This window comes from Streptomyces coeruleoprunus, from assembly GCF_039542925.1.
GTDB lineage: Bacteria > Actinomycetota > Actinomycetes > Streptomycetales > Streptomycetaceae > Streptomyces > Streptomyces coeruleoprunus.
In genome coordinates this window covers 5,203,082-5,226,436 of record NZ_BAABIT010000001.1, presented here as the reverse complement: position 1 = coordinate 5,226,436, position 23,355 = coordinate 5,203,082, and the positions used below count along the sequence as shown (strand labels likewise).

At 73.4% G+C, this 23,355-nt stretch carries 22 protein-coding genes and 1 pseudogene; 13 read left to right on the top strand and 10 right to left on the bottom strand.

Annotation, left to right across the window (positions count from 1 at the left end; all coding sequences use genetic code 11):
- Window positions 1–42 precede the first annotated feature (42 nt).
- A complete protein-coding gene (locus ABEB09_RS23335; protein WP_345691856.1) occupies window positions 43–858 on the top strand; it encodes a serine hydrolase domain-containing protein in 816 nt (271 codons plus the stop codon).
- Between the two features lie 440 nt (window positions 859–1,298).
- On the opposite strand, the pseudogene ABEB09_RS23330 reads toward ABEB09_RS23335, so the two are convergent.
- A pseudogene (locus ABEB09_RS23330) lies at window positions 1,299–2,092 on the bottom strand (pirin family protein).
- A 58-nt stretch (window positions 2,093–2,150) separates the two neighbouring features.
- On the opposite strand from ABEB09_RS23330, the gene ABEB09_RS23325 reads away from it, so the two are divergent.
- The 5 genes from ABEB09_RS23325 to fabF all read left to right on the top strand — a co-directional run bounded on the left by ABEB09_RS23325 (window position 2,151) and on the right by fabF (window position 7,032).
- Complete coding sequence (locus ABEB09_RS23325; RefSeq protein ID WP_345691855.1) at window positions 2,151–3,335, top strand: PucR family transcriptional regulator; 1,185 nt, start codon at window positions 2,151–2,153, stop codon at window positions 3,333–3,335.
- An 89-nt stretch (window positions 3,336–3,424) separates the two neighbouring features.
- Complete coding sequence (locus tag ABEB09_RS23320; RefSeq protein ID WP_345691854.1) at window positions 3,425–4,351, top strand: ACP S-malonyltransferase; 927 nt, start codon at window positions 3,425–3,427, stop codon at window positions 4,349–4,351.
- A gap of 23 nt (window positions 4,352–4,374) precedes the next feature.
- Complete coding sequence (locus ABEB09_RS23315; protein WP_345691853.1) at window positions 4,375–5,376, top strand: ketoacyl-ACP synthase III; 1,002 nt, start codon at window positions 4,375–4,377, stop codon at window positions 5,374–5,376.
- Window positions 5,377–5,453: 77 nt separating this feature from the next.
- Window positions 5,454–5,702: an acyl carrier protein gene (locus ABEB09_RS23310; RefSeq protein ID WP_345691852.1), complete on the top strand. Its 249-nt coding sequence runs from the start codon at window positions 5,454–5,456 to the stop codon at window positions 5,700–5,702.
- A 67-nt stretch (window positions 5,703–5,769) separates the two neighbouring features.
- Window positions 5,770–7,032 (top strand): beta-ketoacyl-ACP synthase II, encoded by a 1,263-nt coding sequence (gene fabF, locus ABEB09_RS23305; protein WP_345691851.1) that lies wholly within the window; start codon window positions 5,770–5,772, stop codon window positions 7,030–7,032.
- A gap of 138 nt (window positions 7,033–7,170) precedes the next feature.
- Here the strand turns inward: fabF and ABEB09_RS23300 are convergent, their stop codons facing one another.
- Window positions 7,171–7,665: a DUF3145 domain-containing protein gene (locus ABEB09_RS23300; protein ID WP_345691850.1), complete on the bottom strand. Its 495-nt coding sequence runs from the start codon at window positions 7,663–7,665 to the stop codon at window positions 7,171–7,173.
- 292 nt (window positions 7,666–7,957) lie between these two features.
- Here ABEB09_RS23300 and ABEB09_RS23295 point away from each other — a divergent pair, with 292 nt between their 5' ends.
- Window positions 7,958–8,833, top strand: coding sequence for an SGNH/GDSL hydrolase family protein (locus ABEB09_RS23295; protein WP_345694057.1), 876 nt, complete (start codon window positions 7,958–7,960; stop codon window positions 8,831–8,833).
- A gap of 11 nt (window positions 8,834–8,844) precedes the next feature.
- Complete coding sequence (locus ABEB09_RS23290; protein ID WP_380840795.1) at window positions 8,845–9,804, top strand: aldose epimerase family protein; 960 nt, start codon at window positions 8,845–8,847, stop codon at window positions 9,802–9,804.
- A 13-nt stretch (window positions 9,805–9,817) separates the two neighbouring features.
- On the opposite strand, the gene ABEB09_RS23285 is transcribed toward ABEB09_RS23290, so the two are convergent.
- Window positions 9,818–12,247 (bottom strand): beta-glucosidase family protein, encoded by a 2,430-nt coding sequence (locus tag ABEB09_RS23285; protein ID WP_345691849.1) that lies wholly within the window; start codon window positions 12,245–12,247, stop codon window positions 9,818–9,820.
- Window positions 12,248–12,406: 159 nt separating this feature from the next.
- Between ABEB09_RS23285 and ABEB09_RS23280 the strand changes: the two genes are divergently transcribed.
- A complete protein-coding gene (locus ABEB09_RS23280; RefSeq protein WP_345691848.1) occupies window positions 12,407–12,991 on the top strand; it encodes a TetR family transcriptional regulator in 585 nt (194 codons plus the stop codon).
- A 69-nt stretch (window positions 12,992–13,060) separates the two neighbouring features.
- A complete protein-coding gene (locus tag ABEB09_RS23275) occupies window positions 13,061–14,341 on the top strand; it encodes a pyroglutamyl peptidase (protein WP_345691847.1) in 1,281 nt (426 codons plus the stop codon).
- A 70-nt stretch (window positions 14,342–14,411) separates the two neighbouring features.
- Here ABEB09_RS23275 and ABEB09_RS23270 read toward each other — a convergent pair whose 3' ends face one another.
- Window positions 14,412–15,023, bottom strand: a complete 612-nt coding sequence (locus ABEB09_RS23270) for a LysE family transporter (RefSeq protein WP_345691846.1) — start codon at window positions 15,021–15,023, stop codon at window positions 14,412–14,414.
- A 50-nt stretch (window positions 15,024–15,073) separates the two neighbouring features.
- Here ABEB09_RS23270 and ABEB09_RS23265 point away from each other — a divergent pair, with 50 nt between their 5' ends.
- Window positions 15,074–15,841: a carbon-nitrogen hydrolase family protein gene (locus ABEB09_RS23265; RefSeq protein ID WP_345691845.1), complete on the top strand. Its 768-nt coding sequence runs from the start codon at window positions 15,074–15,076 to the stop codon at window positions 15,839–15,841.
- 22 nt (window positions 15,842–15,863) lie between these two features.
- Here the strand turns inward: ABEB09_RS23265 and ABEB09_RS23260 are convergent, their stop codons facing one another.
- The 4 genes from ABEB09_RS23260 to ABEB09_RS23245 form a co-directional block, all read right to left on the bottom strand.
- Entirely contained in the window at window positions 15,864–16,937 is a 1,074-nt protein-coding gene (locus tag ABEB09_RS23260) for a calcium-binding protein (RefSeq protein ID WP_345691844.1), read from the bottom strand.
- A gap of 332 nt (window positions 16,938–17,269) precedes the next feature.
- Window positions 17,270–18,091 carry an EI24 domain-containing protein gene (locus tag ABEB09_RS23255; protein WP_345691843.1) on the bottom strand — a complete coding sequence of 274 codons (822 nt, stop codon included), beginning with the start codon at window positions 18,089–18,091 and terminating at the stop codon, window positions 17,270–17,272.
- 1,058 nt (window positions 18,092–19,149) lie between these two features.
- The gene (locus ABEB09_RS23250; RefSeq protein ID WP_345691842.1) at window positions 19,150–19,572 is read right to left on the bottom strand and encodes an organic hydroperoxide resistance protein; all 423 of its coding nucleotides are present in this window, start codon (window positions 19,570–19,572) and stop codon (window positions 19,150–19,152) included.
- Window positions 19,573–19,635: 63 nt separating this feature from the next.
- Window positions 19,636–20,655, bottom strand: coding sequence for an NADP-dependent oxidoreductase (locus tag ABEB09_RS23245; RefSeq protein WP_345691841.1), 1,020 nt, complete (start codon window positions 20,653–20,655; stop codon window positions 19,636–19,638).
- Window positions 20,656–20,745: 90 nt separating this feature from the next.
- Here ABEB09_RS23245 and ABEB09_RS23240 point away from each other — a divergent pair, with 90 nt between their 5' ends.
- Window positions 20,746–21,180: a MarR family winged helix-turn-helix transcriptional regulator gene (locus tag ABEB09_RS23240; protein WP_345691840.1), complete on the top strand. Its 435-nt coding sequence runs from the start codon at window positions 20,746–20,748 to the stop codon at window positions 21,178–21,180.
- A 58-nt stretch (window positions 21,181–21,238) separates the two neighbouring features.
- Here the strand turns inward: ABEB09_RS23240 and ABEB09_RS35015 are convergent, their stop codons facing one another.
- A complete protein-coding gene (locus ABEB09_RS35015; protein WP_417789135.1) occupies window positions 21,239–22,075 on the bottom strand; it encodes an SCO2400 family protein in 837 nt (278 codons plus the stop codon).
- Between the two features lie 189 nt (window positions 22,076–22,264).
- On the opposite strand from ABEB09_RS35015, the gene ABEB09_RS23230 reads away from it, so the two are divergent.
- Window positions 22,265–22,867 (top strand): hypothetical protein, encoded by a 603-nt coding sequence (locus ABEB09_RS23230; protein ID WP_345691838.1) that lies wholly within the window; start codon window positions 22,265–22,267, stop codon window positions 22,865–22,867.
- Between the two features lies 1 nt (window position 22,868).
- Here ABEB09_RS23230 and ABEB09_RS23225 read toward each other — a convergent pair whose 3' ends face one another.
- Entirely contained in the window at window positions 22,869–23,117 is a 249-nt protein-coding gene (locus tag ABEB09_RS23225; protein WP_345691837.1) for an SCO4226 family nickel-binding protein, read from the bottom strand.
- Window positions 23,118–23,355 lie beyond the last annotated feature (238 nt).

Sequence of the window (23,355 nt, the reverse complement as noted above, 5' to 3'; positions counted from 1 at the left end):
CACTCGAAGCAAGCACCACAGCGAGCAAGTACCCTCGTGCGCATGCAGAGCCTGGCGATGATCGAGAACTGGCCCGTCCCGAACGCGGCAGCGGCCGTCGTGCGTGCCGACGGCACTCTGGCGGGGTCGCACGGCCCCACGGCGCGGCAGTTCCCACTCGCCTCGGTGACGAAGCCGCTCGCGGCCTACGCCGTCCTCGTCGCGTACGAGGAGGGGGCGGTCGAGCTGGACGAGCCGGCCGGGCCGGAGGGCTCCACGGTGCGTCATCTGCTGGCGCACACGTCAGGGCTGGCGTTCGACGAGCACCGGGTCATGGCGGCGCCGGGGACGCGGCGGATCTACTCCAACGCCGGGTTCGAGGTGCTCGGCGACCACGTGGCGAAGGCGACCGACATCCCGTTCGACGAGTATGTGCGCCAGGCGGTGCTGGAGCCGCTCGGTATGACGGCGACGAGGCTGGACGGCTCGCCCGCGAAGGACGCCGTGTCGACGGTCGACGACCTCGTGCGGTTCGCGGCGGAGCTGCAGGCGCCCCGGTTGCTGGACGCCCGTACGGTGCTGGAGGCCATGACGGTCGTCCACCCGGGGCTCACCGGCATCCTGCCCGGCTACGGGCACCAGAGGCCCAACGACTGGGGACTCGGCTTCGAGATCCGGGACGGGAAGTCCCCGCACTGGACGGGCGGTACGTCGTCGCCGCGGACGTTCGGGCACTTCGGCCAGTCGGGGACGTTCCTCTGGGTGGACCCGGACGCCCAGGCGGCGTGCGTCGCGCTGACGGACCGGGCGTTCGGCCCGTGGGCGATCGAGGCCTGGCCGCCGTTCACGGACGCCGTCCTGGGCGAGCTGCGCGGCTAGGTCCGGCTGCGCCGCCGGGCGCCCGACTAGGTCCGGCCGTGCCGCCGGGCACCCGAGCCGAGCAACGCCGGCAGCCCGGGGCGGCCCCAGGCACCCCAGTAGGTCCGGCCGTGCCGCCGGACGCCCGAGCAGAGCCGCGCCGGCAGACGGCTGCGCCCCCAAGCGGCCGAGCAGGTCCGGCCGCTCCCCCAGGCGCCCGAGTAGGTCCGGCTGCGCCCCCGGGCACCCGAGCCGAGCCACGCCAGCAGCCAGCTACGCCCCCAGACGCCCGAGCAGGTCCGGCCGTGCCGCCGGGCACCCGAGCAGAGCCGGCAGCCGGCTGCGCCCCCAGGCGGCCGAGCAGGTCCGGTTACGCCCCGAGCGCCCGAGCCGAGCCACGCCGGCAGCCGGCCGTGCCCCCACGCGCCCGAGCCGAGCCGCGTCGGCAGACGGTGGGCCGGTCAGCCCGCCATCTCCCAGACCAGTACCTCGCCCGCAGTGGCGGCGGCCAGTTCCAGGCCCTTCTCCCCCGCGATCCGCACGGCGTCGCCCGGCCCGATCTCCTCCCCGGAGGGACCCGCCGTGAGCCCGGCCGGACCGGTCGGCGGCGAAGGCAGCGCGAGCCGGCCCCGCACCAGGTGCACGTACACGAACGGCGCGTCCGGCAGCGCGACGCGTTCGCCGGCCCCCGGACGGTGGACGTGCAGGACGGCCCCGGCGGCCGGCACGGCGTAGGACACGGAAGCGGCACCGGCACCGTGTCCGGCACCCCCGTCCGTATCGACCCCGGTACCGGAGCCCGCCCGGGGCCCGGCTCTACGTCAGCAACCCCCGCGCCCGGGCCGGGACCCCGGACCACCCCATACGACGGCTCCCCGCCAGGGGTCAGTGGGGTCAGCCACATCTGCAGGAACGTCAGGGGGGTCTCGCCGTCGTTGCGCTCCACGTGGCGGACGCCGGCCGCAGCGCTCAGGTGCTGGAGGTCGCCGGGGCGGACGGCGGTGGCGTGGCCGGTCGAGTCGCGGTGCGTCAGCTCACCCTCGACGACCCAGGTGATGATCTCGGTGTGGCTGTGCGGGTGCTCGTCGAAGCCCGCGCCGGGTGCCAGCCGCTCCTCGTTGCAGGCGATGAGGGCGCCGAAGCGCAGGTTGTCCGGGTCGTAGTGGGACCCGAAGGAGAAGGCGTGGCGGGTCTCGATGCCGGCCGCCGGGTCGCCGCCGGGGTGGCGGTCACCGGCCCTGTGTAGGGAAATCACGAGATCAACGGTAGACCGGCTGCCCCCGCCGCCGTCCCGATAAGGCACTCTTGTCCCCGTGCCTGAACCCGCAGCAAACGACGCCCACCCGCACGCAGCGACCCTGAAGCGCCTGGAACAGTCCTCCGGACGGCTCGCCGCGAGCGCCATCGCCCGCATGGACGAGACGCTGCCCTGGTACCGGGCGATGCCCCCGGAGAACCGGTCCTGGATCGGGCTGGTCGCGCAGGCGGGTATCGCCGCGTTCACCGAGTGGTTCCGGCATCCGGAAACGCCGCAGGCGATCTCGACGGACGTGTTCGGCACGGCGCCGCGGGAGTTGACCCGGGCGATCACGCTGCGGCAGACCGTCGAGATGGTGCGGACGACCATCGAGGTCATGGAGTCGGCGATCGAGGAGGTCGCGGCGCCCGGCGACGAGTCGGTGCTGCGTGAGGCGCTGCTGGTCTACGCCCGGGAGATCGCCTTCGCGACGGCGCAGGTCTACGCGCAGGCCGCCGAGGCGCGCGGCGCGTGGGACGCCCGGCTGGAGTCGCTGGTGGTCAACGCGGTGCTGTCGGGCGAGGCCGACGAGGGTGCGGTGAGCAGGGCGGCGGCGCTCGGCTGGAATTCGCCGGAGCATGTGTGTGTGATCCTCGGCACAGCGCCCGACGGGGACAGCGAGCTGACCGTGGAGGCGATCCGCCGCGCGGCCCGTCATGCGAAGCTGCAGGTCCTGACGGGTGTGCTGGGTGACCGGCTGGTGGTCATCGCGGGCGGCAGCGAGAACCCGCTGGCCGTCGCCAAGGCGCTGATCGGCCCGTACGCCGCGGGTCCGGTGGTGGCCGGTCCGGTCGTACCCGACCTGCTGGCGGCCACGCGGTCCGCGCAGGCGGCCGCGGCGGGCCTGAAGGCGTGTTCCGCCTGGCAGGACGCCCCGCGCCCGGTGCTGGCCGACGATCTGCTGCCGGAGCGCGCGATCGCGTCCGATCCGGCTGCCCGTGAGCAGCTGGTGGAGGAGATCTACAGACCGCTGAAGGAGGCGGGCTCGGCGCTGCTGGAGACGCTCAGTGTCTACCTGGAGCAGGCGAGCAGCCTGGAGGGGGCGGCGCGGATGTTGTTCGTCCACCCAAACACCGTGCGCTACCGGCTGCGACGTGTGACGGACGTCACCGGATGGTCACCCTCCGATGTTCGCTCGGCGTTCACGCTGAGGATCGCGTTGATCCTGGGGCGCCTGGCCGACGGTGACCTCCAGCCGTAGGGTTTTGTCGGACACCAACAATTCCCCCGACGGTTCTTCGTCCCAGTCCCCACGGGCGCCGACGACCGTCCACAAGAGAGAGTGTGAGGGTGCTCGTACTCGTCGCTCCCGGCCAGGGCGCTCAGACGCCTGGCTTCCTGACCCCCTGGCTCGACCTTCCCGGCGCCGCCGACCGCGTGGGCGCGTGGTCCGAGGCCATCGGGCTCGACCTCATCCACTACGGCACGAAGGCCGACGCGGAGGAGATCCGCGACACCGCGGTCGCCCAGCCGCTGCTGGTGGCGGCAGGTCTGCTGTCCGCCGCCGCGCTCGGTGACGACGTGACGCCGGACGCCGTCGCCGGTCACAGCGTCGGTGAGATCACGGCCGCCGCGTTCGCGGGTGTCCTCGACGACACGACCGCGCTGCGCCTCGTCCGGACGCGTGGTCTGGCGATGGCCGAGGCCGCCGCCGTCACGGAGACCGGCATGGCGGCGCTGCTCGGCGGCGACCCCGAGGTCACCGTCCCGCACCTGGAGAAGCTGGGTCTGACGCCGGCGAACGTGAACGGCGCGGGCCAGATCGTGGCCGCCGGCACCATGGAGCAGCTGGCCGCGCTCGAGGCGGACAAGCCCGAGGGCGTCCGCCGCGTGGTGGCCCTGAAGGTGGCCGGCGCGTTCCACACGCACCACATGGCGCCCGCCGTGGCCCGGCTGGAGGAGGCCGCGAAGGTCCTCACGCCGGCCGACCCGAAGGTGCCCTACGTCTCGAACAAGGACGGCATGACCGTCGCCACGGGTGCCGACGTCGTCGCCCGCCTGGTGGGTCAGGTCGCGAACCCGGTCCGCTGGGACCTGTGCATGGAAACGTTCCAGCGGCTCGGCGCGACCGCGCTGGTCGAGGTGTGCCCCGGTGGCACCCTGACCGGTATCGCCAAGCGCGCCCTCCCCGGGGTCCAGACGCTCGCTCTGAAGACCCCCGACGACCTCGACGCGGCCCGCGCGCTCATCGCCGAGCACGCCGGCGCCGCCGCCTGACCCGGAGCAAGGAGCCGCAGAGCATGGCGAAGATCAAGCCCAGTCAGGGCGCCCCGTACGCACGCATCATGGGCGTGGGCGGCTACCGCCCCACCCGTGTCGTGCCGAACGAGGTGATCCTCGAGAAGATCGACTCGTCCGACGAGTGGATCCGCTCCCGCTCCGGCATCGCCACCCGGCACTGGGCGTCCGACGAGGAGACCGTGGCCGCGATGTCGGCCGAGGCGGCCGGCAAGGCCATCGCCGACGCGGGGATCACCGTTGAGCAGATCGGTGGCGTCATCGTCTCCACCGTCTCGCACTTCAAGCAGACCCCCGCGGTCGCCACCGAGATCGCGGACAGGATCGGCGCGAACAAGCCGGCCGCGTTCGACATCTCGGCGGGCTGCGCGGGCTTCGGCTACGGCCTGACGCTCGCCAAGGGCATGGTCGTCGAAGGCTCCGCGGAGTACGTCCTCGTGATCGGCGTCGAGCGGCTGAGCGACCTCACCGACCTGGAGGACCGTGCCACGGCCTTCCTGTTCGGCGACGGCGCCGGCGCGGTCGTCGTGGGCCCCGCCAAGGAGCCGGCGATCGGCCCCACGGTCTGGGGTTCCGAGGGCGACAAGTCCGAGACGATCAAGCAGACCGTGCCGTGGACGGACTACCGCGACGGCGAGGTCGACCGGTTCCCCGCCATCACGCAGGAGGGCCAGGCGGTGTTCCGCTGGGCCGTCTTCGAGATGGCCAAGGTCGCGCAGCAGGCGCTCGACGCAGCCGGCATCACCGCGGCCGACCTGGATGTCTTCATCCCGCACCAGGCCAACATGCGGATCATCGACTCGATGGTGAAGACGCTGAAGCTGCCGGAGCACGTGACGGTCGCCCGTGACGTGGAGACCACCGGCAACACCTCGGCCGCCTCGATCCCGCTCGCGATGGAGCGGCTTCTGGCGACCGGACAGGCGAAGAGCGGCGACACCGCGCTCGTCATCGGCTTCGGGGCGGGTCTCGTCTACGCCGCGACGGTCGTTACCCTCCCCTAGGCACCGTACGGATCCCTCCGCACGTACGCCTCACATCCTCTGAGAATCACAGAGCTACACACCGAAGGAGCGCCAACATGGCCGCCACTCAGGAAGAGATCGTCCAGGGTCTCGCCGAGATCGTCAACGAGATCGCCGGTATCCCCACCGAGGACGTCCAGCTGGACAAGTCCTTCACCGACGACCTGGACGTCGACTCGCTGTCCATGGTCGAGGTGGTCGTCGCCGCCGAGGAGCGCTTCGACGTGAAGATCCCGGACGAGGACGTCAAGGGTCTCAAGACGGTCGGCGACGCTGCCGACTACATCCTCAAGCACCAGGCCTGATCCGGTTCGCCACCCGGCGGTGGCGCCGTTTTCACGCATACCTCATACACGTGGAGAAAGAATTCCTGTGAGTTCGACCAATCGCACCGTGGTCGTCACCGGTATCGGCGCAACCACACCGCTGGGTGGCGACTCCGCCTCGACCTGGGAAGGTCTGCTGGCGGGACGTTCCGGCGTCAAGCCCCTGGAAGGCGAGCGCTTCGCCGACCTGCCCGTCCAGATCGCCGCTCCGGTGGCGGTCGACCCGGGTGAGGTGCTGCCCCGCCCCCTCGCGCGCAAGCTGGACCGTTCGGCGCAGTTCGCCGTCATCGCGGCCCGCGAGGCGTGGGCGGACGCCGGTTACACCGGCCCCGCCGGCGAGGACGAGAAGATCCAGCCCGAGCGGCTGGGCTCGGTCATCGCCTCCGGCATCGGCGGTGTGACCACGCTGCTCGACCAGTACGACGTGCTGAAGGACAAGGGCTCGCGCCGGGTTTCCCCGCACACCGTGCCCATGCTCATGCCGAACAGCCCCTCCGCGAACGTCGGCCTGGAGGTGAACGCCCGGGCGGGCGTGCACACCCCGGTGTCGGCGTGTGCGTCGGGCGCCGAGGCGATCGGCTACGCCATCGAGATGATCCGCACCGGCCGCGCCGACGTGGTCGTGGCGGGCGGTACCGAGGCGGCCATCCACCCGCTGCCCATCGCGGCGTTCGCCAACATGATGGCGATGTCCAAGAACAACGACGAGCCCGAGAAGGCCTCCCGCCCGTACGACAAGGCCCGTGACGGGTTCGTGCTGGGCGAGGGCGCCGGTGTGGTCGTCCTGGAGTCGGCCGAGCACGCCGCCGCGCGCGGCGCCCGCGTCTACTGCGAGGCGCTGGGCCAGGGCCTGTCCGCCGACAGCCACCACATCGCGCAGCCGGAGCCGACCGGCCGCGGTATCGCCGCCGCGCTGCAGAACCTGCTGGACGCGACGGACCTCAAGCCCGCGGAGGTCGTGCACCTCAACGCGCACGCCACGTCCACCCCGCAGGGTGACGTCGCCGAGGTGAAGGCGCTGCGCAAGGTGCTCGGCGACGACCTCGACCATGTCGCGATCTCGGCCACCAAGTCGATGACCGGCCACCTGCTGGGCGGCGCGGGCGGCATCGAGACCGTCGCGACGGTCCTGGCGCTGCACCACCGCACGGCCCCGCCGACCATCAACGTCGACGAGCTGGACGAGGAGGTCGACGCCGACATCGTGCGCGGCGAGCCCCGTGCTCTGCCCGAGGGCACGATCGCGGCGATCAACAACTCGTTCGGCTTCGGCGGCCACAACGTGGTCCTGGCGTTCCGAACGGTCTGAGCCAACGGGACTGTCCGGCCGGCACGCCGACAGGCATACGAGGAGGGGCCCCCACCCTGCGGTGGGGGCCCCTCCTCGTTCCGTACGCGGGCCCGTCCGCGCCCGCGTCCGTTGGCACGCGTACGGCGTGTCGAACCGTCAGACGACCTGGTGGAGCCAGCGGACCGGGGCGCCCTCGCCCGCGTAGCGGAACGGCTCCAGCTCGTCGTCCCAGGGCTTGCCGAGCAGCTTGGCGATCTCGGCCTCCAGTTGCGTCTCGCCCTGTGCGGAGCGGGCCAGGGCGGCGCGCAGCCGGTCCTCGGGGATCATGATGTCGCCGTGGATGCCGATCACCGCGTGGAAGATGCCCAGCTCGGGCGTGGCGCTGTAGCGCTCGCCCTCGGCCGTGGAGCACGGCTCGGCGGTCACCTCGAAGCGGAGCATCTGCCAGCCGCGCAGGGCGGAGGCGAGCTTGGAGGCCGTACCCGATTCGCCCTGCCAGGAGAATTCCGCTCTCCAGGTGCCCGGGGAGGCCGGCTGCCGGATCCAGTCGAGCTGGACCCGCGTGCCGAGCACTCCCGCGACCGCCCATTCGACGTGCGGGCACAGCGCGCGCGGTGCGGAGTGTACGTACAGGACTCCACGTGTCGTCACCGGGACCTCCAGTGTGGGACGAGGTTCGCCTTTTCCCAGCGGCCTCAGTAAACAGCATCGGGAGCGAAACTCCGCAAAAGGGACAGCTTGTGACGTGATGTAATTTACCGGAGCCGATCGGCGAGGCGCCTCTGGTTCGACGGGGAAAAGCTACCGTGCGGCGGCGCGCTTGGGATGACGTACGGTCGGTCCCGTGGCCCGTCGACACGAAGCTTTCACTCGCCAGGACGCCGACGGAACGGGAACAGGGAGCACGGGGGTGCGCGCGGTGCGGTTGCGGTTCGGCGTGGCCATGGCGGCGGCCGCCGCGCTGGTCGGCGGGGCGGCGCTGTCCGGGTGTGTCGCCGAGCAGGGCGGTGCCGGTGGCGCGGGTGAGCGGCGTTCCTCCGCACGGCCGAGCCCTTCGCCGACGCCCGTGTGGAACACCAGGCCGGCCTCGGTGGCCGCGGTGGGCGACTCCATCACCCGCGGCTTCGACGCGTGCGGGGTGCTGGAGGACTGCCCGGAGGTGTCGTGGGCGACCGGTTCGGACACCCGGGTGAACAGCCTGGCGCTGCGGTTGCTCGGCGCGCCCGCGCTGGCGACGCGCAGCTGGAACCTCGCCCGGTCGGGGGCGCGGATGGCGGAGCTGCCGGGGCAGATGGCGCAGGCGGCCGCGCACCGGCCGGGCCTGGTGACGGTCATGGTGGGCGCCAACGACGCCTGCCGGGACAGCGCGGAGCTGATGACGCCCGTGGCGGAGTTCCGGGCGTCGTTCGAGGAGGCGATGGGGCGGCTGCGCAAGGCCGCGCCCACCACGCAGGTGTACGTGGCGAGCGTGCCGGACCTCAAACGGCTGTGGGCGACGGGACGTGACCATCCGTTGGGCCGGCAGGTGTGGAAGCTGGGGATCTGCGCGTCGATGCTGGCGGGCACCGACGATCTGAGCGCCGCCGCCGAGCAGCGCCGGGCCGCGGTGCACGAGCGGGTGCTCGCGTACAACGCGGTGCTCAGGGACGTCTGCGCCCGTGACGAGCGCTGCCGGTACGACGGCGGCGCGGTCTTCGACTTCGCCTTCACCGGCGCGCAGTTGAGCCCGTGGGACGTGTTCCACCCGAGCCGCGACGGGCAGGAGCGGCTGGCGGAGATCGCCTACCGCACGGTCACGGCGGCGCGCCCGCCCGCGTAGGCTCGACGCTCGTGATCACGAACGTTGAGGAGTGGGGCCGGAGCGCCGGCGGTACGGCGGTGCGGCGGTGGACCCTGGAGCGGGCCGGCATACGGGTGCGGGTCCTGACGTACGGCGGCATCGTGCAGTCCGTGGAGACCCCGGACCGGGACGGTGCCGTCGCGGACGTCGTGCTGGGGTTCGACGCGCTGGAGGGGTACGAGGCGCACCCGGAGCCGTACTTCGGTGCTCTGGTGGGCCGGTACGCCAACCGGATCGGGGACGGGCTGTTCGCCCTGGACGGGCGGACGTACCGGCTGGCGCGCAACGGCGGGCCGCACAGTCTGCACGGCGGTGAGCGCGGCTTCGACAAGCACGTGTGGGAGGCCCGCGAGACCGAGGGCGGGGTGCGGCTGTCGCGGGTGAGCCCGGACGGCGAGGAGGGCTTCCCCGGGCGCCTGGAGGTGTCCGCGACGTACACGCTCGACGAGCGGGGCGCGCTGTGCCTGGCGTACGAGGCGGTCACGGACGCGGCGACGGTGGTCAGCCTGACCAACCACACGTACTGGAACCTCGGCGGCGCCCACGAGATGTGGGTCGCGGCCGGGCACGTGACGCCGCTGGACACCACGGGGCTGCCGACCGGGGGGATCGCCCCGGTGGAGGGCACGCGGCTGGACTTCCGCACGCCGCGGGCGGTGGGCACGGGCATCGACGACAATTTCGTGCTGGACGCCGGGCGGCCCGCGGACGAGCCGGCCGCCGAGCTGTACTCGCCGGTGACGGGGCGTCTGGTGACGGTGTGGACGACCGAGCCGGGCCTCCAGGTGTACGCGCCGGACCATCTCGACGGGGTCGCCCTGGAGACCCAGCACTTCCCGGACTCGCCCAACCGTCCGGACTTCCCGAGCACGGTGCTCCGTCCGGGTGAGGTGTACCGCTCGCACACCCGGTACGGCTTCGGGGTGCGCCCGCAGGAGCAAGGCGCCTAGCCCGGCTCCGGGCTCAGTCCAGCTCCAGCGTGACGCGCAGGCGCGGGTCGGTGAGAGAGCGGCCGACGTGGATGTCGTACACGCCGGGCACCGCCGTCCACGCCTCCGCCTTCTCGTCCCAGACGTCGAAGAGGCGGGGCGCCAGCCGGATCTCCGCCTCGGCGGTCGCGCCGGGCCGCGCCTCGACGGTCGCGAAGCCGATCAGCCAGCGTTCGGGGCGCTCCACCAGGTCGGCCCTGGGCGCGACGTAGAGCTGGACGACCTCGCGGCCCGGGCGGGAGCCGGTGTTGCGGACCTGGACGCGGGCCGTGGTGGGGGTGACCTCCAGGGACTCGTACTCCCAGGTGGTGTAGCCGAGGCCGTGGCCGAAGGGGTACGCGGGGACGGCGCCGGACCGGTCCCAGGCCCGGTAGCCGATGAACAGGCCCTCGGTGTAGTGGAGTTCGCCGTCGGTGGGGTCGACCTCGGTGACGGGGGCGTCGGCGAGGGCGGCGGGCCAGGTCGTGGGCAGCCGCCCGCCGGGCTCCTCGGTGCCCAGCAGGACGTCGGCGAGGGCGGCGCCGCCCTCCTGGCCGGGGAACCAGGTCAGCAGGACGGCCGCGACGTCGTCGCGCCACGGCATCTCCACGGGGGCTCCGGCGTTGACCACCACGACGGTGCGCGGGTTGGCGGCGGCGACGGCGCGCACGAGGTCGTCCTGCCGGCCGGGGAGGCGCAGGTCCGCGCGGTCGAAGCCCTCGGACTCGACGCGTTCGGTCGTGGCGACCACGACGATCGCGGTGTCGGCGGCGCGGGCGGCGGCCACGGCCTCGGCGATCAGCTCGTCGGGGTCGCGGCGCGGGGCGCGGTGGACGAGGGCGAGGACCACGGCGGGGAGCGGGGTCGGCCGTTCCCGGTCCACGGTGTGGACGAGGGAGACGGCGACGGGTTCGCCCTCGGTGAGGGTGACCGTGCCGCGCTCGGCCGGGGCGCCGAGGAACGCCTCGAACGGGTCGGTCTCCTGGCCCATCTCCTGCACGCCGTCGTACAGGCTCCGGCCCGCGACGGTGAGCCCGAAGGCGCCGACGCCGCGGGTGCCGAAGGCGTGGGCGCCGCTCTCGCGGGGGGTGAAGGTGCCGGTGATCTCGACGCTCTGCAGCGTCTCGTGCGTGACGCCCGGGGGCAGGTCGGTGCCGAGCCACTGGATCTGGCCGGTGGGCAGCGGGGTGTCGGCGAGGACGGTGCCGGCGGCGTCGCGGCAGACGGCGCGCAGCGCGAACCCGGCGCCTGCCGGGGCGAGTTCGTCGGCGGGGTCGGCGCCGACGGCGTAGCCGAGCGTGGTGCCGTCGGGCACGGCGGCGGCGAGGCCGTCGAGCGGGGAGACCGTACGGGCGGGGAAGACGTGCGCCGAGCCGCCGCCCAGGACGCGGGCGTCGCGGGCGGCGGCGCCGATCAGCGCGATCCGCCGTGTGCGGGCCGGGTCGAGGGGCAGGGTGGCGTCCTCGTTGCGGAGGAGGACGAAGGAGCGGCGGGCGATCTCGCGGGCCAGGGCCTCCCCGTCGACGGGGCCGGGCGGCTCCGTGACGGCGGGCTCGGCGCCGGCCAGGGCGCCGACGCGGGCGGCGAGCCGCAGCACATTGCGTACGGCCCGGTCGACCAGCGCCTCGTCGACCTCGCCGGCCCGCACGGCGGCGGCCAGGGCCTCCCCGTACACGCTGTGCGGACCCGGCATGGCGACGTCGAGGCCGCCGGTGAGGGCGCCGGCCGTGGAGCGGGCGGCGAACCAGTCGGACACCGTGAACCCGTCGAAACCCCACTCGCCGCGCAGCACATCGTTCTGGAGCCGCCCGTGCTCGGTCATCGTCACGCCGTTGACCTGGTTGTACGCGGCCATCATCCCCCAGGGGCGGGCCTGCGCGACGATCGTCTCGAACGGCGCGAGGTACAGCTCGCGCAGCGGCCGGGGCGCGACGACGTTGTCGACGGTGAAGCGGTCGGTCTCGGCGTCGTTGGCGACGAAGTGCTTGACGGTGGCGGCGACTCCGCCGTCCTGGACGCCGCGCACGTAGCCGGTGCCGATCTCGCCGGTGAGGTACGGGTCCTCGCTGTACGCCTCGAAGTGGCGGCCGCCCAGCGGTGAGCGGTGCAGGTTGACCGTCGGGGCGAGCAGGACGTGGACGCCCTTGCGGCGGGCCTCCTGGGCGAGCAGGCGGCCGGCCCGGCGGGCGAGGTCCGGGTCCCAGGTGGCGGCGAGCGCGGTGGGGGACGGCAGGGCGACCGACGGGTCGTCGGCGGTCCAGCGCACCCCGCGCACGCCGACCGGCCCGTCGGACATGACGAGGGAGGCCAGGCCGGCCTCGGGCGCCGCCGGGAGGGTCCACATGTCCTGACCTGCGAGGAGCCGTGCCTTCGTGTCCAGGTCGAGCGCGGCGAGCGCGGCCTCGACCGCCTCTTCGGCTGCCATGGGCGTCCCTCCTGTCCTCGGTCCCTCCTCGGGTGGCGTCCATGGTGGACTCGTTACCTGTTGAACAGTAGGTCTTGTTATCTTTTCGTGATGGGCGATGGGCGGGGATGACGTACCGTCCTGTTCTGTCCGACGGACGGCTACGGAGGGACGTGCGCGATGGCGGCTGCGAGGGCCAGGAGCGAGGCGCGGCGTGCGGACATCCTGCGGGCGGCCTTCGAGGTGATCGCCGAGCGCGGCTACCGGGGCGCGTCCCTGGCGGCGGTCGCCGAGCGGGCCGGGCTCACCCAGCAGGGGCTGCTGCACCACTTCCCCAGCAAGGAGGCGCTGCTCGTCGCCGTGCTGGAGGAGCGCGACCAGTGGGACACCGGGGGCACGGGCGCGACGGGGCGCGCGGCCTGGCGGCTCGACCTGCTGGCCACGCTCGTCGAGTACAACGCGATGCGGCCGGGCATCGTGCAGGCGTTCTCGGCGCTGCTCGGTGAGAGCGTGACGGAGGACCACCCGGCGCGGGAGTTCTTCACGCACCGCTACACGCAGGTGCGGGAGGACCTGGCGGGGCTGCTGCGGGCCGAGTTCGGGGAGCGGCTGCCCGGCGGCCTCACGCCGGAGCGGGCCGCGCCGCTGCTGACGGCGGTGCTGGACGGGCTGCAGTACCAGTGGCTGCTGGACCCGGAGGCGGTGGACATGCCGTCGGCGTTCCGGGACTTCCTGGGACTGTTGGGGGCGGCGGAGGCGAAGTAGCGGCGCTGTGGCGGGAGTTGCCGGTGCGGGCGGATACTGCCCCCGCAACCGACCGACGGAAGGACTCCCGTGTCACGGATACGCACCACGCTCGGCGCCGTACTGGCCGTCTCGGCACTCGCCCTCACCACCGCGGCGGCACCCGCGTGGGCCACGCCCACGGCGTCAGGACCCTCCTCCCGAGCGGCGGAGGCACCCGCCGCCCTCCCGCCGGGGCCGGCCGCCGAGGAGGCACGGCTCGACCGGGCGGTGCCCCAGGAGATCCTGCGGCGCAGCGGATTCGACACGGTGGCGCCGCGGTTCGCGGACGCCCTCGACGGGGCCGGTTCCTACGGGGAGGCCGAACGGACCGTCGTACGGCACGCGTCGGGGCTGTGGCGGCGGGCCGTGGACCGGGCGCAGGGGCGCGGCCCGGCGGGCGGCGACCTGGCACGGGACGACGACCGGCCGCTGTACTGGGCGCGGCTCGGCATGACCCGCGAACTGCGGGCGTGGCAGCCCGGATTCGGCCTGACGGACGAGGCGCGGGCCCGGCTGCTGGACCGGCTGGAGTCGGCGTCGCGCGGCCAGGAGTCGGTCCGGTTCCCGGCGGGGCGGGGCGTCAAGCGCGTGATGATGACCGGGTTCGACCCGTTCACGCTGGACCGTGACATCCGGATCAGCAACCCTTCGGGCGCGGCCGCGCTGGCCCTCGACGGGACGTTCCTGCGGACCGCGGACGGCTCGTGGGCCCGGGTCGAGGTCGTCGTCTTCCCGGTGCGCTGGCGGGACTTCGCGGACGGCGCGGTGGAGCGGACGCTGCGCGCGCAGCTGCCGCGCGTGGACCTCTTCACCACCGTGAGCCAGGGCCGGGTCGGCCGCTTCGACATCGAGCGGTTCAACGGGGCCTGGCGGGGCGGGTTCCCCGACAACGAGAACGTGTCGCGCACGGGGCTCGTGCCGGTCGACGACCCGGCCGCGCAGCCGCAGTGGACAGCGACCAGCCTGCCGTACCGGGAGATCGTCGCGGCGTACACCGGGGACTTCCCGGTGTACGACAACACGCAGGTGACCGAGGTCCCGGCGGGCGGGACCGCCCCGGTGGTCCGCGCCGACGGGCCGACGGCCGGTTCGGCGGCGCGCGCGGGCGGTGGCGGCGACTACCTGTCGAACGAGATCGCCTACCGGGCCACGCTGCTGCGGGACCGGCTGGGTCTGGACCGGCTGCCGGGCGGGCATGTGCACACGCCCGTGCTGCGGTTCGGGCAGGGCAACACGGAGGCGGTGACGGATCCGGAGTTCCTGCGCAACCGGGCGGCGATCACGGCGCAGGTGCGGGCGATCATCGCGGTGGCGGCGGCCGCCCGCTGACCGCCGCGGGTGCCTCGGCGCCCGGGCCCCGGCCGGCCGCCGACCGGCCACGCCCCGGTGGCGTGGCCGGTCAGGCGGAGCTGACGCCGAGGCCGACACCGAGCCCGACCAGCGTGCCGCCGATGACGCGGTTGAGGACCTTCTGGGCGCGCAGCATCGCCGTGCGCAGCCGTTCGTGCGAGAAGAACAGCGCCACGAGTCCGAACCAGGCCAGGTGGGCGAAGGACATGAACAGTCCGTAGCCCGCCTGCTGCCATAGCGCGGTGTCCGGGCCCACGACCTGTGTGAACGTCGACACGACGAAGAGCGTGGTCTTCGGGTTGAGGACGTTGGTGAGGAACCCGGTGCGCAGCGCGCCCCACGGCGACAGCCCCTGGCCCGCCTTCAGGTCCACGGTGAGGTCGGCGCGGGCGAAGAAGGTGCGCAGCCCGATGTAGACGAGGTACGCCGCGCCCGCCAGCTTGATCGCCGTGAACAGTGCCGTGTTGGCGGCGATCAGCAGGCCGACGCCGAGCATCGTGTACGTGACGTGGACGAGGACGCCGGCCGCGACGCCGGTGGCGGCCAGGAGCCCCGTCAGCCTGCCGTAGAGGTAGCTGTTGCGGACGGTCATGGCGAAGTCGGCGCCCGGGCTGATGACGGCCAGGACGGTGATGACGGCAACGGCGATCACTTCGGTCATCCCCCCATGCTCGGTGTGGCCGCGCGAGCATGACAAGGGATAATCCGCTCATGATCGTCGCAGCGGCCCAGTTCACCTCCGCCCCCGGCGGGATCGCGACCAATGTCCGCACCATGAGCGCGCTGACACGCGCGTGCGGGGCGCGGTTGCTCGTCTTCCCGGAACTGGCCCTGACCGGTTACGAGCTGGACCTGATCGCCTGTGACCCGCGGCTGTGGGTCACGGACGACGATCCGCGGCTCGACCCCGTACGGGAGGCCTGCCGGGCGTCCGGCACGGCGGCCGTCGTCAACGCGCCGGCCGTCGTCACGGAGGCGCATGGCGGCGGAGTGCGGCAGGGCGGGCGGCCCGCGATCGCCTCGCTCGTGATCGGACCGGACGGCGAGACCCTCACGCGCTACGACAAGCAGCACCTGTACGAGGCCGAGGGCGAGGTCTTCGCGGCCGGCGTCGCCGACGGGCGGTTCACGCTGGACGGACGGACCTTCGCGCTGGCCATCTGCTTCGACAACCACTTCCCGGAGCTGGGCGAGCGGGCGGCGGCGGACGGCTGCACGGTGTACCTGGCGAGTTCGCTGTACGGGACCGGCGGCGGGGTCGAGGAGCGGGCCGCCACGTACCCGGCCATCGCCCGCCGCAACGGCCTGTACGTGGTGCTCGCCAACCACGTGGGCGCCGCGGGCCCCTGGACGGGCTGCGGGCGCAGCGCGGTCTGGGGCCCGGACGGGGGGCTGCTGGCCGAGGCGGACGCGACGGAACCGGGAGTGGTCCGCGCGGAGATCGGCCGGCTCCACTTCCCCGCGGGGAGCCACGGGTAACCCGGATGGCCGGGGCCGGGCCCTACGGTACGCCGGTGACCGTCTCGCAGTTGGCAGCTGTGTCGGTACCGACGTCGCCATTGCACACGTCGGTGTCCGCGCCGCCGTCCATGGCGTCATTTCCGGGGCCGGCGTTGATGGTCTCGTCGCCCGCCCCGGCGGCGATCCTGTCGTTCCCGCCGCCGCTTGTCGTGCCCACCCGGCTCTCGACGGCGTTGTCGCCGAAGATGCCGCCGAGCAGGACACCGTCGTCACCGGCGCCGGTCACCACCCTGTCGTTGCCCGTGCCGGGCACGCTCGCGGCGACCCTGTTGCTGATGAAGTCACCGACGACGAGCCGGTCCGCGCCCGGTCCACCGTAGATCCGGTCGTCGCCGGCCCTGCCCCTCACATCCCCGATGTTCCGGCTGTCGCCGTGCAGGATCAGGCTGCCGCCGTCGAGGTTGCGCAGGACGTCCGCGCCACCGTTGCCGGTGACCGGGCGATTGCTGAAGCTGACGTTGTCGCCCGTCAGCACCTCGAAGTCACCGGCGCTGTCGACGACGCGGTCGTCGCCGCCGTTGCCGCTCGCCAGGCCCGCCCGGCTCTCGGAACGGTTGTCCCCGGTGACGCGGTCACGGAATCCGGGGCCTCCGTCGAGGGTGTCGTTTCCGCCGTTGCCACTGGCGTCCCCCCGGAGGGTGTAGTTGTCGCCGACGACGAATTCGAGGTCGCCGGGGCCGCCGAGGAGCAGATCGTTCCCGCCCGGTCCCATGACGTTGCCGTCGACCGCGTAACGGTCGCCCACCACGACGTCCGTTCCCTCGCCACCGTCCACCCGGTCGTTCCCGGTACCGCCCGTCAGCGTGTCATCGCCGTCGAGGCCGCAGATACGGTCGTTACCGCCGCGGCCGTTGATCTCGTCCGGGCCCGAGGACCCTACGATGACGTCGTCTCCCGCGGTCCCGTTGGTCACCTCACCGGGTGCCGTCACCACGATGGTGGCCGGCAGCCCGAAGCACGACGGCTGGACCGCACCCGCCGCGGTCCCGGGAAGCACCGGCATGAGAAGCCCAGCCGTGATCAGGCCGGTCGTGAGCGCCCATCCATGCGGCATTGGAGTTCCTCCCATTGCGTGCCTCGTCCAGGTCAGCCCGGTGGTGATCCGCTTCGGACGCTAAGCGACGGCTTTCGCCGCGGCGACCGGGGCCTGCCATTCGGATGAGGGGCGATGGGCGCTTCCCGCCTCCGTGCTGTCGGCCAGGGGCGTTGTCCTGCCGGCCGGCCCTTCCCCCTGCGATGGTGGCGTGCAGAACGCAGCGGGCGTCGGGGCCGCGGCGGGCTCGGGGATCGGCTGGCGTCGGCCGGTCGCCGTGCGCCATCCGTATCACCGGTCTCGGCGAGCGCGTCGGCGACGTGCGTGATCCCCGGGTCGTCGGCCAGGAGCACCTAGTGGGTCGGCTGGTCCTTGCGGAGGTGGGGCGTGCCGGCCGGGGACGCGTCGGGCTCCTGCTCCGGGACGGGGTCGGCGTCCGGCACCGGGGCCAGTTCGCGGGCCATCAGCGTCGCGCCCGCCACGGCGCCCGGCATCAGGAACACGGCGACGAACGGCACCAGGAACACCAGCGTGAGCGGCACGCCGAAGCCGAGCGTCAGCATGCGGCGCCCCCGCAGCAGCGCGAGGCGCTCCTTCAGCGCGATGCGGCGCCGCTGGAACGCCACGGACGTCAGCTCCTCCGCGAGGAAGAACCCGGAGACACAGAAGCCGAGCACGGGTACCACCGTCTGCCCGACCACGGGGATGAAGCCGAGCGCGAAGAGCAGGATGCCGTAGAGGACCACGCGGAGCAGGATGCGCAGGCTGTCGCGGCCGGAGATCCACAGCTCGCGCCAGATCGACAGCCCGGAGCTGGGCACGGAGCCGCCCTCGGAGCGCTCGACCTCCTCGGAGAGCGACTCGTAGAAGGGCTGGCCGATGAGCAGCGTGGCCGCGGTGAAGGTGATCACCGCGAGGAACAGCCCGAGGGCGTAGACCAGCGCGGTCAGGAAACCTCGGAACAGTCCCTGCCAGGGCGACGCCCAGTCGTCCGCGAAGGGCGTCGCCCACGCGGTCAGGTCGTCGGCACCGTAGGCGAGGCCGACGAGGGCACCCGCGTACAGGACGAGGGTGACGAGGCCGGGCAGCAGCCCGAACCCGAACCAGCGGCCGTGCCGGCCGACCCACCGCTGGCCTTTCATGAGATAGCCGAAGCCCCTGCCAAGATCACGCATGGGGCTCACCCTATCGGGGGCGTCCGGCTGGTCTCATGCCTCGTCGTCGCACGGAGGGGAAAGCAGGCGGCCGCCCGGCCCATCGAACCGCGCGAGGGTCTGTCGCGGCGCGTACGAGGAGGTGTTCGAGGAGTTCCGCGACAGCGGGCCCCAGGGGGCACGAGGCCACCGGACCCGAACGAGACCGCCGGAACCGGGGGCAGGAGCCCTCCGGCGGCTTGGACGGCCGCCGGGTCAGGGCGCGAGCCCACCATGCTTGGACGGCCGCCGAGCCAGGGCGCAAGCCCACCGGACCTGACCGTGGCCGCCGGAGCCAGGGCACGAGCCCGCCAGACCTGAGCGTGGCCGCCGAGCCAGGAACGCAAGCCCACCGGACCTGGACGAGGCCGCCGAGGCAGGCGCACGAGGCCGCCAGGCCTGACCGAGGCCACCGGAGCCAGGGGCACGAGCCCGCCAGACCTGACCGTGGCCGCCGAGCCAGGGCACGAGCCCGCCAGACCTGACCGTGGCCGCCGAGCCAGGAACGCAAGCCCACCGGACCTGGACGAGGCCGCCGAGGCAGGCGCACGAGGCCGCCAGGCCTGACCGAGGCCACCGGAGCCAGGGCACGAGCCCGCCAGACCTGACCGTGGCCGCCGAGCCAGGAACGCAAGCCCACCGGACCTGGACGAGGCCGCCGAGGCAGGCGCACGAGGCCGCCAGGCCTGACCGAGGCCACCGGAGCCAGGGGCACGAGCCCGCCAGGCCTGACCGAGGCCTCCGGGGCGAGGGACAGGAGGCCGCTGGAACAAGGGGCGCCGGGCCGACCGGGCCCAGGGCGCCATGAGCCGCTGGGGCCAGGGGCGCGAGCGCGCGCCGGCCGGGGCGCGAGCCCGGGCCGGGACCCCTGGGCCGCGGGCGGCGGCGCAGGGCCGGGGAGCCGACGGCCCTGGACCGGGGGCCGCGGCCCCGGACCGGGGAGGCAGGCTCTGGACCGGGGGCCGGGGCCCTGGGGCGTCAGGGGCGAGGGGCCGCGCCCGCGTCGCGGGTGCGGCCCCTGCCGGGTGGTGCCGGGGCGGTCAGACCGCCAGTTCGACCGTGATGTTGCCGCGGGTCGCCTTGGAGTACGGGCAGACCTGGTGGGCCTTCTCAAGCAGGTCCTTGGCGGTGGCGGCGTCCACGTTCGGGATCGTCGCGGAGATCTTCACGATGATCCCGAAGCCGTCGTCGTTCTTGCCGATGCCGACCTCGGCGGTGACCTTCGAGCCGGAGATGTCGGCCTTCTCCTGGCGGGCGACCACGCCGAGGGCGCCCTGGAAGCAGGCGCTGTAACCGGCGGCGAAGAGCTGCTCCGGGTTGGTGCCCGCACCGGAGCCGCCCATCGCCTTGGGCGGGTTGACGACCACGTCGAGCGCCCCGTCGTCCGTGGCGACCCGGCCGTCCCGCCCGTTCTCGGCGGTGGCGACGGCGGTGTACAGGACGTCGGACTGCGATATGGACATGTAGAGGTTCCTCCTGTGATGCGCCGCGACTCGCGCCCACGATCGCGACGGCCTGGAGGGAGCCTAGCGGGTGAGCGAGACGATCATCTTTCCGGTGTTCTCGCCGCGCAGCATGCCGAGGAACGCCTCGACGCCGTTCTCCACGCCCTCGACGACGGTCTCGTCGTACTTGAGCTCGCCGGAGGCCAGCCAGCCGGCGACGTCCTTGACGAACTGCTGCTGGAGGGCGGCGTGGTCGCGGACCATCATGCCCTGGATCCGCAGCCGCTTGCCGATGATCATCATCATGTTGCGCGGGCCGGGGGCCGGCTCGGTGTCGTTGTAACCGGCGATCATGCCGCAGACGGTGATCCGGCCGTGCACGTTCATCCGGGATATCGCGGCCTCCAGGTGGTCGCCGCCCACGTTGTCGAAGTACACGTCGATGCCGTCGGGGGCGGCCGCCTTGAGCTGCTCGGCGACCGGACCGTTCTTGTAGTTGAAGGCGGCGTCGAAGCCGTACTCCTCCACCAGCAGCTTGACCTTCTCGTCCGAGCCGGCCGAGCCGATCACGCGCGAGGCGCCGCGCAGCTTGGCGAGCTGGCCGACCTGGCTGCCGACGGCACCGGCGGCGCCGGAGACGAACACCACGTCGCCCTCCTTGAAGGAGGCCGTCTCGAAGAGGCCCGCGTAGGCCGTCAGGCCCGTCATGCCGAGCACGCCCAGGTATGCGGAGAGGGGGGCCAGGGAACCGTCGACCTTGGTGGCGTGCCGGGCCTCCACCTCGGCGTACTCCCGCCAGCCCAGGCCGTGCAGCACGTGGTCGCCGACCTCGAAGCCCTCGGCGCCCGAGGCGATGACCTCGCCGACCGCGCCGCCGTCCATCGGCTGGTCCAGCTGGAACGGCGCCACGTACGACTTCACGTCGTTCATCCGGCCGCGCATGTACGGGTCGACGGAGAAGTGCAGGTTGCGGACGAGGATGCGGCCCTCGCCCGGCTCCGTGACCGGCGCCTCGCGCAGCGCGAAGTCCTCGGGCCTGGGCCAGCCCTGCGGGCGGGCGACGAGGTGCCATTCACGGCTGGTGGCGGGAAGAGCGGACATGCTGCGTGCCTCCTCAAGATGTTTCATCAACTGAAACAACCATGCGCCTAGATATTTCAGGTTGTCAAGTAAACGGGTATCCTGGGGAACATGTCCAGCAGAAGCGCAGACCCGCTCACCCTCGAAGTCGTGGAACTGATCGGCACAGTCGTGGCCCGCTACCACGAGGAGTACGAGCATGCTGCGGCCCAGCACTCGCTCACGGGCGCCCAGGCACGCGTGCTGAACGTGCTCGCCCTGGAGCCCATGCCGATGCGCCGCATCGCCCGCACCCTGCGCTGCGAGCCGTCGAACGTGACGGGCATCGTGGACCGGCTGGAGGCACGCGGACTGGTGGAGCGGCGGCCGGACCCGTCGGACCGCCGGGTGAAACTGGCCGCGCCGACGGACGAGGGCCGCGCCACCGCGGGACGACTGCGGGACGCCCTGGACTTCGCCCGGGAACCGCTGGCCGGTCTGTCCGTCGCCGAGCGCACCCTCCTGCGCGACCTGCTGCGCCGCATGCTGGGCGAGCCGGGGGCGTAGGGAAACCGGTCGGCGACCCTGCTGGACGGGCCGCCGCGCGCATGGGCCGCTCAGCGGCTCAGAAGCACCACCACAGCCAGGTGGTGCAGGTCTGCGTCGGCGTCGGGGCGGGCGTGGAGGAGGGGCTGGGCACCGGATCCGGGTCCGGGTCGGCCCCGGGGCCCGAGGGCGCGGCCGTCGCGGACGGCGTCGGGCCCGGGGTCTCGCCGGGCTTCTCCTCGCCGTCGCCCCCGCCGGGATCGCCGTCGTCGCCCGGCTCCTCGGCCGACGCGGAGGGCCCGGCGGCCGGTGCGCCCTCCGACGCGGAGGCACCCGCGCCGGGCTCGCCCGAGGGGCCGCCGTCACCTCCGTCGCCGGTGGCCGAGGCCGACGGGTCGACGGAGGGCCCCGAAGCGGACGCGGAGGCGTCCACGCGGTCCGGGTCCTGCAGGAGGTCCGGGCTGCCCGACGGCGCGGGCAGCTCCTCCGGCTCGGCGCCCTCGTCCTCGCGCACGGCCGTGGCGGCACCGTTGCGGAAGGGGTGCTCGAAGGCCAGTTCGGCCAGACTCAGGGCGCCCATGGCCAGCACCAGGCCGACCACGCCGATCAGCACCTTGCGGCCACGGCGCCTGCGCGCCCGGCGACCGCTCGCGCGACTCGCCTGGCGCGAGGAACGCGAGGCGCTCGCGGCGCCCGGGGCGCCCGCGGCCCGCGACTGGCGCGAGGAGCGCTCCTGCTGGCGCTGGGCACGACGAGACCCCGGTGGCGGCAACTCCTCGTCACGGGACAGTTCGATGACGAGGTCCGCCCCGGATACCTGGGCTTCGTCGCGCCGGAGCTCCTCCGCGGGAGTGCCGCAGCCGGCGCAGGCCAGGGCCCCGTTGAGGTGCCTCTGACACTGGTGGCAGTAATCCATGGCGCCCGCAGACTAAGCGCCCCACGCACCCCACAGACCGGAGAGCTTGTGAGGATCCTGTGTGGAAAGCCCATCGGACCGGTGTGGCGATTCGACATACCGGACGGAAGATTCCAGCCCACTCCCTACCGGGGTCAACCCGCCCCAACGGGCACGTCGACGGTCGGCGCCACGCGGCAGGATGGCGGCATGAACGCCGCAGCCGCCGCTTCGGGTCCCTTCGGGCCGCTCGACTTCCAGCTCGTCCTGCTGCGCCGCATGGCCGACCACCAACCCGGCCTCGTGGAGGACGCCCGGCGCGAGCTGGGCGTGTCCACCGCGCAGATGCGGGAGGCGAACCGCCGCTGGCAGGCCATGGTCCGCTCGCCCCGCGCGCGGGGCGCCGCCGCCCGCTACCGCTCGGTCCTCGGCGAACCCGAGTCCCGTACCCGCCGCGCCATCGGCGACGTGGAGTGCGAGGCACTGCTGTGGCCGCTCCCGCTCTGGCCGGACCTGCGCTTCGAGGTGCTGACCGCGCCCGGCGGCGGGGCCGTCTGGAACGAGTGGCTGGTCAGGGCACCCGGCGCGCCCGCCCCGCAGTTGCGGACGGCAGCCGATCTGCGCCCCTGGACGTGCACGGTCGACGAGGTCGCCCGCGCGTTCCCGCCGGCGGTCCCGCTGGAGGGCGGCGCGCCCACCCGCTCACGGCTGGCCTGCACGCTGCCCGGCGGGAGGCGCTGCGTCGCGGAGTTCACCTGGGGGCTGCTCCAGCGGCTGGTGGAGCAGCCCGGCGACCCGGCGCAGCGCCCCTGACTCACACCGTGACCGGTACCGGGTGGACCTCGTCGGCCCGGTGGCCGGCCTTCTCGTGGACACGCTGGACGGCGTCGGCCGACGGGGCCGTGGACAGGCAGTAGACGACGCCGGACTCCGGGTCGGCCCAGGCCCGCTCGAAGTGGACTCCCTCCGACTTCTCATGGGCGAGGTCCTTCTCGTGGGCCTCCCGCAGCTGCTCGTTGGTGATGCCCTGGAATCCGTGGTGGACATCCATGAACGTACCCATCGTTCCCGCACCTCCGGTTCTCCACTTGCACCCCTGCTCCCATCGTCCTCCGCTTCCGGCGGGGCGTCGCGCCGAGACAAGGAGGCGTGCGGCCGGGCGGCACACCGTGGCACAGGCGGCTCAGGCGGACCGGGTGGCGCGGGCCGCGGGGGCCCGGCACGTGACCGGACCGGCCCCGTTTTCTGGCGCTCCGTCAGCTCCGTACCCCCGACGGCCCATCCCAGCGCGCGCGGCGCCC